The organism is Priestia sp. FW507-14D1A (assembly GCF_058781295.1).
Window position 1 is genome coordinate 1,561,173 of record NZ_JBYSWQ010000001.1, and the last position, 9,358, is coordinate 1,570,530.

The window sequence follows — 9,358 nt, forward strand, 5'->3', positions numbered from 1 at the left end:
AATGATGAATGCACATGAAATTGATTATAAATTGTATGGAGATGACATGCAGTTTGTTGAAATTGAATTAGATCCTTCAGAAAGTGTTATAGCAGAAGCTGGGGGAATGATGATGATGGAAGATGATATTGAGATGGAAACCATTTTTGGTGACGGTTCTTCCTCCAACAGCAGCGGGCTTTTTAATAAACTAAAAGGAGCTGGGAAACGCGTATTAACTGGCGAAAGCTTATTTATGACAGTATATACAAATAACGGATATCACAAACGAAAAGTATCTTTCGCTTCACCTTTTCCAGGCAAGATTATTCCTGTCGATTTAGAGCAGCTCGATCATAAAATCATTTGTCAAAAGAGCTCCTTTTTATGCGCTGCCAAAGGCGTATCCGTTGGCATTGATTTTCAAAAAAAACTAGGAACGGGCTTCTTTGGCGGTGAGGGTTTTATTATGCAAAAATTAGAAGGTAATGGCTTGGCATTTTTGCATGCAGGCGGGACCATTCATAAAAGACAGCTGCAGCCGGGTGAACGCCTTCGTGTGGATACTGGGTGTTTAGTGGCCATGACCCGTGATGTAAACTACAACATCGAATATGTAGGGAAAATTAAAACAGCTCTGTTTGGAGGAGAAGGCATGTTTTTTGCTACTCTGTCAGGACCAGGAACAGTTTGGATTCAATCTCTTCCTTTTAGCCGACTAGCCGATCGCGTTTTATCAAGTGCAGTTTCGCCAACGGGAGGGAAAGGTGAAGGCAGTATTCTTGGTTCTTTAGGTGATTTCTTAAACGGTGACAACAGATAAAATAAAAAAGGTGTAGTCTTTGACTACACCTTTTCTATTTATTGATTTAATAAATTTTTAGTGGAGTGAATTCCCCAAATATCAGATGCATATTCCTCAATCGTTCGATCACTAGAAAAAAAGCCGGAATGTGCAATGTTCGTCGCACTCATTTGAAGCCATTTATTTTCATTTCTATAAGCTTCGTTTACTTTTTGCTGTGCCGTAACGTATGAGTCAAAGTCACGGAGTACATAGTATTCATCATTTTGCATTAATAATGAATCATATATAGGCTCGAATAAGTCATATGTGTCTGGTAGGAAGCCGTTTGTAAGCTGCTCGAGCACTTGTCGAATCCGCTTATCATGATGGTAATAATCATAGGCACGGTATCCCCCATTTTGCTGATAGCTCAACACTTCTTCGGCTTTTAATCCAAAAATAAAGACATTATCTTTTCCTACTGCCTCGCTAATTTCGACGTTCGCTCCGTCCAGCGTGCCAAGAGTTAAAGCTCCGTTCATCATGAATTTCATATTTCCCGTTCCCGAAGCTTCTTTGCTGGCGGTTGAAATCTGTTCACTGACATCCGTTGCAGGAAAGATATACTCAGCAAGTGACACCCGATAGTTTTCTAAAAAAACGACCTTTAAAAACGGTGATGTTTGTGGATCATTATTGACAACATCAGCTACAGAGTTAATTAGCTTGATGACTTTTTTTGCATAATAATAGCCGGGAGAAGCTTTCGCACCAAAAATAAATGTACGAGGAACGATTTGAAAATTAGGGTCTTCTTTTAATCGATTGTACAAATACATAATGTGCAGCACATTTAAAAGCTGTCTTTTGTAAGCATGAAGCCTTTTAACCTGTACATCAAAAATAGAATTAGAATCTATTTTAATTCCCGTTTGCTCTTGAATAATATCCGCGAGCAGCTTTTTACGCTGTTGTTTTACTGTTTTTAGTCCTTGTAAAAAACTTGGATCTTCCACATACTCTTGGAGCTTTATAAGAGAATGCGGCTGTTTAATCCATTTATCTCCTATCACCTCGGTAATAAGGGAGGAAAGCTGCGGATTAGCTTTTAACAACCAGCGCCGGTGGGTAATTCCGTTCGTTTTATTGTTAAATTTAGCAGGATAAAACTGATAAAAATCTTTCATTTCTCGTTCTTTTAAAATATCAGTATGAATCTTTGCCACGCCGTTTACTTTATAACTTCCCACAATTGCTAAATGAGCCATCTTTACTAACCCGTGCGCTAAAATAGCCATATTTTCAATCCGCTGCCAGTCTCCTGGATATGCTTCCCATAATTCTTTACAAAAGCGTTCATTAATTTCTTCAATAATCATATACACGCGTGGAAGCAAGGGTTGAAATAAGTCAATCGGCCATTTCTCAAGAGCTTCAGAAAGAGTCGTATGATTTGTGTATGATATGGTATTGGACGTAATATGCCATGCATCTTCCCATTCCATTTTTTCTTCATCCAGTAAAATTCTCATTAGCTCAGGAATCGCAAGTACAGGATGCGTATCGTTAATATGAATGGCTACTTTTTCGTGAAAGTTTGTAAGTGTTTGATAGGTATTTCGATGTGCTCTGATAATACTTTGTAAGCTAGCTGACACAAGAAAATATTGCTGTTTCAATCTTAATATTTTACCATCTTCATGTGTATCATCCGGATATAAAAATTCTGATACAGCCTCTGTTTGACGCTTATACTCCATCACATCTTTATGTACTGGAAATGATGAAGGCTCCGCATTCCAAAGGCGAAGTGTATTCACTGTATCTGTTTTATATCCGATAACCGGGATGTCATAAGGAACAGCAGAGACCGGTTCTCCTTTTACATGACGAAAAGAAAATTTTCCGTCTTCCTGTACCATTTCAACTTCGCCCCAAAAATTCACTTCGATAGCTTGATCTAATTTGCGTACTTCCCATGAATTCCCATGCCTTAACCACTGTTCTGGGAGCTCAATTTGAAAGCCGTTTACAATCTTTTGATCAAACAAACCGTGTTTATAGCGAATTCCATAACCGTGGCCAGGAAGATTAAGTGAAGCAAGAGAATCTAAAAAACAAGCAGCCAGCCTGCCTAGTCCGCCGTTTCCTAATCCCGCGTCTACTTCTATCTCTTCAATATTTTCAAGTGAAATATTCAGATCACTTAATCCTTCTTTTACAACTTCCCGAATTCCTAAGTTCAACAGATTTTGACCCAATAGTCTGCCTAATAAAAATTCGATAGAAAGATAATACACTTGCTTTGTATGTGAAGACCTATGAATTTCATTGGTTGAAATCCAATCGCTGCTAATATACTCTCGCACCATATTTCCTAATGTATGATAGTGATCTTGAACAGTAGATTCTTTAAAGCTCTTTCCATATGTCATTTCCAGCTTTTTTAAAAAAGCCTCTTGAAAGCTTTTTTTATCAGAGAACAATCTGCTCACCCTTTCACGATGGAGTAGATGTCAAATTTGAATACAATTGATTATATTTAAATGCCGATTGCCCCCAGCTATAATCCTGACTCATAGCATCCATCATTAATTTTTTCCATACATCTTTCTGGTGATAAAATGAAACAGCTCTTTCTAACGTATGAAGCATGTCATGAGCATTATAATTCTTAAAAGAGAAGCCATTTCCCTCTCCGCTATATTCATTATAAGCTTTGACCGTGTCATTCAGGCCGCCCGTTTCACGCACGACTGGAATGGTTCCGTATTTTAAGGCTATTAATTGTCCGAGTCCGCAAGGCTCAAAACGAGAAGGCATTAAAAATAAATCCGTACCGGCATAAACTTTATGAGCAAGTTCCTCATTAAAACCAATAATGGCTTTTACTTGTTGTGGGTACGTATCTTCCATCTCACGGAAAAACTGCTCAAACTCGTACTCTCCAGTTCCTAAAATAACAATTTGGGCCCCTAAGTTAACCGTCTCATGGAAAACGTGCTTAACTAAATCCAATCCCTTCTGCTGAGTTAACCTTGTAACCATCGAAATAATTGGAACATCCTTATTTTCTTCTAATTCAAGATAGCGCTGGAGCTCTTTTTTATTTTTATATTTTCCTTCAATCTCTTCTACCGAATAAGGATAAGATATAAGCTGATCTGCGTCTGGGCTATAAGCTTCTTCATCGATTCCATTTACAATCCCAATCAAATCTTGATTTCGCTGACGCAATAATCCATCTAAACTTTCTCCGTAATATGGCATTTGAATTTCATCTCGATATGTAGGACTTACCGTGGTAATTTTATCAGCTGATACAAGCGCAGCTTTCATAAAATTAATATTCCCATAAAACTCGAGCTGGCTTGTAGTAAAATAATAATCATTTAAATTTAATAACTCATATAAATTGCTCTTAGGGAAAATTCCTTGGAATTGCAAATTATGAATCGTAAAGACCGTCTGAATATGATCATACATATCATAATTAGCACGAAGTAAAAATGGAATCATAGCCGTATGCCAGTCGTGACAGTGAATAATATCAGGCTCATTTTCTAAAAATGGGATAGCTTCAAGCACAGCTCTGCTGAAAAAAGCAAATCGTTCAGCGTCATCGTAGTGCCCATATAAGCTATCTCTTTTAAAATAATATTCATTATCAATGAAAATATATTTAACGCCATCCATCGTTAACGATTCAATTCCGCAGTACTGTCTTCTCCACCCAACCTGCACATGAATAACTTTTTCAAGCACCATTTCATCTTGATAATGTTGAGGAATCGTTCCGTACTTTGGCATAACTACACATACGTTCGTTCCTAATTTTTTTAATTCTTTAGGCAGAGCACCAGCTACGTCTGCTAATCCTCCTGTTTTAATAAAAGGTACACATTCCGATACAGCAAATAATACATTCACGACTTCATCAACGCTCCTTGAGTTGTTCCTTTAGCAATGACTCTAGGTAGACCTGACTCACCTAGCAACGTTTCATTACTTCCTATTTTCACATCTTTGTCTAAAACAACATTTTCTAATACACTATTTTCTAAAATAATGCCTTTTTGCATCACAATGCTATTCTTAACGACCGTACCTTTTCCAATTTTAACGCCTCGGAAGATAATACTATTTTCCACATGCCCTTCAATCACGCACCCGTTTGCGATCATTGAGTTTTTCACAACCGCTTTTTTTGCGTAACGAGTAGGCGGTTCATCTTTTACTTTAGTGAAAACAGGACGTTCGTTGATAAATAACTGCTTCCAGACATCTGGAGATAAAATTTCCATACTTGTTTTATAGTAGGTATCTAAGCTAGAAATCTCAGCCGTATATCCATGGTGCTCATACTTTTCTACACGATGAGATTGTGCCATATATCGAACCATTTCTTTAATCGTATAAAAATCATGGGATTCATTTTGCAAAATATTAACTAGAATAGATTTATTAATAATATACATATTAAGCGATTTATCACCCTGCTTCATTTCAGTAATATCTGCATTTGAAGCAATATGACGTTGCAGCACGTGTTCAAAGTCAACTGTACATATCGTATAACTATTCGCAATTAATACGTATTCCTGCTTACTTCTTAAGAAATAATCAATATGATAACGGAACTGCGTGAATAGTGATGGACTTTCTAAGTGTAAATCACTGGTCATAGGAGGGAAGATAAACAATCCATCTCGCTTCCGATCCAAATCCCACTCTTTTCCTGAACCTATATGATCCATCAATGCGCGATAGCGATCACGAGGAAAAATGGCAACGCTCGAAATTCCAGAGTTCACCATATTAGAAAGCGTAAAATCGATTAATCGATAGCGTCCTGCAAAAGGAATGGCAGCAATCGATCTATAAAAAGTTAAAGGCTGCAGCGCTGTTGTGTTTGTACAAGCATCAATAATACCAAGCATTTGATTATTCAATGTCGTTCATCCTCTCTGTTCGTTAAATGCATTTAGCAACTGATTCAATCAATTCTTGAGTAACAAGAATTACTTCTTCGCTTCCTTTAGTCGGTCGAATAATAGTACCGTCTGGAACTTCAATATCCGATGGAACAATTGCGTTTTCAATATATACGTTAGAGCCTATCTTTGCAGTAGGCATGACAACCGTTTTCTTGACCTCAGAACCTGAGCCGATTTGTACACCTGGAAATAACACGGACTGCTCTACGTTTCCTTCGACAACGCACCCTTCATTTACTAATGACTCCACCACGCAGGCGTTTGGCGCGATATATTGAGGAGGCTGATTAGGGTTAACAGAATATACTTTCCATGAAGAGTCAAATAAATTAAGCTCGTCTTTATCACATAACAAATCCATATTCGCTTCCCACAAGCTTTTTACAGTCCCCACATCTTTCCAATAACCTTGGAATGGGTATGCAATTAGCTTTTTCTTTTCATCTAGTAAAAGCGGAATAACATCTTTACCAAAATCATGGCTTGAATATGGATTGCGTGCATCCATTTCTAAATATTCTTTTAAAATACTCCATTTAAAAATATAAATCCCCATGGAAGCTAGATTGTTTTTAGGACGCTGAGGCTTTTCATCGAACTCCATTACGTCTAGGTCACTATTTGTATTTAAAATACCAAAACGGCTCGCTTCTTCCCAAGGTACTTCAATAACAGAAATCGTTACGTCTGCTTCTTTGTTTATATGATAATCAAGCATATTTTCATAGTTCATTTTATAAATGTGATCACCTGATAGAATCAGTACATACTCAGGATCATATTGTGTCAAATAGTTTAAATTTTCATAAATAGCACTAGCCGTGCCTTTGTACCACTTTACTCCATCTGACTCCGCGTATGGAGGCAATACCGTGACGCCACCATTCCGTCGGTCCAAATCCCAAGCGCTTCCAATTCCAATGTATGAATTGAGAACTAGCGGTTGATATTGTGTTAATACACCTACTGTTTCAATACCTGAATTTGTACAATTACTTAAAGCAAAATCAATAATTCGATACTTACCACCAAATGGTACAGCTGGCTTTGCTAGATTTTTTGTAAGCGAACTTAGCCGACTACCTTTTCCTCCTGCCAATAACATCGCTACGCATTTCTTTTTTAACATGTTGTTTTCTCTCCCCTCGTTTTCTCTTTGCTCGTAGTATACTAATGCCAAACGGCGGAATATTCATTTCAATGCAAAAAGGTTGGCCGTGAAACGATTCATCCACTGATTTTAATGCCTTTTTATTTACAATGCCTGAACCGCCGTACACTTCGTCATCACTGTTAATAACTTCAATGTACTCTGTCTCAACTGGAACTCCAACTTTGTAAGAATGATATGGATGCTCGGAAAAATTGCTAACAACTATAAAAATCTCCTGATTTTCTTTCGACTTCCGAATAAAAGAGAAAATTTGTTGATGATGGTTGTTAACATCAATCCATTCAAATCCATCTGGATTATGGTCTAATTCATATAAAGGCTTGCTTCTCTTATAAATCTTGATGAGATCCTTCATATATCCGTTAAGATTGCGATGCATGTCAAAGTCATAAAGCATCCAATCCAACTCCTCTAAATCTTTCCACTCATCAAATTGGCCAAACTCTCCGCCCATAAATAAAAGCTTTTTTCCAGGGTGTGCAAAGAAATATCCATATAGCAGTCGAAGCTGTGCAAACTTGCGCCAGTAATCACCTGGCATCTTATTAAGTAATGATTTTTTCCCATGTACGACTTCATCATGGGAAAGCGGCAAAATAAAGTTTTCGTTAAACGCATACATTAGTGAAAAGGTCATTTTATCGTGAAGATAGGGACGTCTTTCCACGCCAGCTTCCATGTATGTTAAAACGTCATTCATCCATCCCATGTTCCACTTATAATTAAAGCCTAAACCACCCTCATACGTAGGTGCTGTAACAAGCGGCCAGTCCGTTGAATCTTCTGCCATCATTAATATCGTTTCATCAGATTCAAAAACAGCTTCATTTAACTTTTTCAAGAAGCTGACAGCTCCATCATTCACTGCTTTTCCAGAAGAATTTTGCCAATAAAGCATATTAGCTACAGCATCCACTCGAAATCCATCTATATGGAAGTACTCCAACCAAAATAAAGCGTTCGAAATCAGAAAACTTTGTACTTCAGGCTTTCCTAAATCGAAATTAGCTGTTCCCCAAACGTAGTTTTCACGATCGGGTTCTTGTTTGTATTCATAAGTAGGTTCTCCATCGAACATATACAGACCATGTTCATCCTTACAAAAATGCCCGGGTACCCAGTCTAAAAGAACCCCTATATTGTTTTGATGGCACTCATCTATAAAGTTCATCAACTCTTTAGGTGTACCGTATCGACTGGTAGCAGAATAGTATCCAATTCCTTGATATCCCCAGGATCGGTCGAGCGGATGCTCAATGACTGGTAATAACTCAATATGTGTAAAACCTTGTTCAGCAATATAAGGAATAAGCTCCTGTGCTAATTCACTATATGTATAAAGGCTGCCATCTTCATGAGTCCTCCAAGACCCTGCATGCAGCTCGTAAATACACAGTGGTCTTTCATATATATTTTGCTGTTTTTTCTTTCTACGCCAATATTGATCGTTCCATTTGTACCCATCCAATGAGTAAACAATAGACGCAGTGTTCGGACGCACTTCACTGAAGAAAGCGTATGGATCTGCTTTTAATTTTTTTTGATTGCTTTGTGTGATGATTTCATATTTATAAATAGTCCCTTGTTCTAACTCAGGGATAAATGTCATCCAAATACCTTCTTCATTAACTTTAACCATTGAATGTTGAAAACCGTTCCATTTATTAAAATCACCTACAACGCTTACACTCTTTGCATGAGGTGCCCACACGCAAAATCGTACGCCTTCAATTCCTTCTACCGTTACCTGATGCGCACCGAAAATAGAGTAACTGCGAAATAAGTTTCCTTCGTGATACAAATGAACATCAAATTCAGTAGGCTGAACCGCTAGATTCACTTTTGCCACCCCTTTAACTTCAAACATAATATACGCACATAATATATGCTTCTTACCACTCATTCCCTTTTACAGTAAAAACATAAACCTTTTCTACAAATATATATAGAATAAATGTTCTTTAAAATTACTCTTTATCCCATCCTCTTCATACTTTATTACTTTATGAATAATTCCATATGATATAGGGAAAATCCTGCTTAAAACTTACTTTTTATTCTGAAAATTCATGGTAATTATTCCTAACTATTATTTCTGTTTACTTAATCTTTAAAAAAGCGCAAATAAAAAAGGTTTGCATATATGCAAACCTTTTTGAGATGACCCGTACGGGATTCGAACCCGTGTTACCGCCGTGAAAGGGCGGTGTCTTAACCGCTTGACCAACGGGCCATATTTAAATTTAAAACGACTGGCGGAGAAGGAGGGATTTGAACCCTCGCGCCGCTTACACGACCTACACCCTTAGCAGGGGCGCCTCTTCAGCCACTTGAGTACTTCCCCGTATGGCTCCACAGGTAGGACTCGAACCTACGACCGATCGGTTAACAGCCGATAGCTCTACCACTGAGCTACTGTGG

At 37.8% G+C, this 9,358-nt stretch carries 6 protein-coding genes and 2 tRNA genes; 1 reads left to right on the top strand and 7 read right to left on the bottom strand.

Annotated features, from left to right (window positions below; translation table 11 throughout):
* The first annotated feature begins 4 nt into the window (after positions 1-4).
* Positions 5-802, top strand: coding sequence for a TIGR00266 family protein (locus AC3WJG_RS08490; protein ID WP_013059569.1), 798 nt, complete (start codon positions 5-7; stop codon positions 800-802).
* Between the two features lie 38 nt (positions 803-840).
* Here AC3WJG_RS08490 and AC3WJG_RS08495 read toward each other — a convergent pair whose 3' ends face one another.
* The 7 genes from AC3WJG_RS08495 to AC3WJG_RS08525 all read right to left on the bottom strand — a co-directional run bounded on the left by AC3WJG_RS08495 (position 841) and on the right by AC3WJG_RS08525 (position 9,281).
* Positions 841-3,252 carry a glycogen/starch/alpha-glucan phosphorylase gene (locus tag AC3WJG_RS08495; protein ID WP_028410452.1) on the bottom strand — a complete coding sequence of 804 codons (2,412 nt, stop codon included), beginning with the start codon at positions 3,250-3,252 and terminating at the stop codon, positions 841-843.
* Positions 3,253-3,265: 13 nt separating this feature from the next.
* Entirely contained in the window at positions 3,266-4,696 is a 1,431-nt protein-coding gene (glgA, locus tag AC3WJG_RS08500; RefSeq protein ID WP_098333434.1) for a glycogen synthase GlgA, read from the bottom strand.
* Positions 4,693-5,718 (bottom strand): glucose-1-phosphate adenylyltransferase family protein, encoded by a 1,026-nt coding sequence (locus AC3WJG_RS08505; RefSeq protein ID WP_028410450.1) that lies wholly within the window; start codon positions 5,716-5,718, stop codon positions 4,693-4,695. The genes glgA and AC3WJG_RS08505 overlap by 4 nt, the downstream gene beginning before the upstream one ends.
* A gap of 22 nt (positions 5,719-5,740) precedes the next feature.
* On the bottom strand, positions 5,741-6,892 hold the full coding sequence (locus tag AC3WJG_RS08510; protein ID WP_016765788.1) for a glucose-1-phosphate adenylyltransferase: 1,152 nt from the start codon (positions 6,890-6,892) through the stop codon (positions 5,741-5,743).
* Positions 6,843-8,804, bottom strand: a complete 1,962-nt coding sequence (glgB, locus tag AC3WJG_RS08515; protein ID WP_060747076.1) for a 1,4-alpha-glucan branching protein GlgB — start codon at positions 8,802-8,804, stop codon at positions 6,843-6,845. Before glgB ends, AC3WJG_RS08510 begins: the two co-directional genes overlap by 50 nt.
* Before the next feature lie 294 nt (positions 8,805-9,098).
* A tRNA-Glu gene (locus AC3WJG_RS08520) sits at positions 9,099-9,170 on the bottom strand.
* A 20-nt stretch (positions 9,171-9,190) separates the two neighbouring features.
* Positions 9,191-9,281 (bottom strand) — tRNA-Ser (locus tag AC3WJG_RS08525).
* Positions 9,282-9,358 lie beyond the last annotated feature (77 nt).

What these genes read in the sequence shown, in the direction of transcription:
- AC3WJG_RS08490 (WP_013059569.1), top strand. Translation starts at nt 5, where the DNA reads ATGAATGCACATGAAATTGATTATAAATTGTATGGAGATGACATGCAG.
- AC3WJG_RS08510 (WP_016765788.1), bottom strand. Translation starts at nt 6,892, where the DNA reads ATGTTAAAAAAGAAATGCGTAGCGATGTTATTGGCAGGAGGAAAAGGT.
- glgB (WP_060747076.1), bottom strand. Translation starts at nt 8,804, where the DNA reads ATGTTTGAAGTTAAAGGGGTGGCAAAAGTGAATCTAGCGGTTCAGCCT.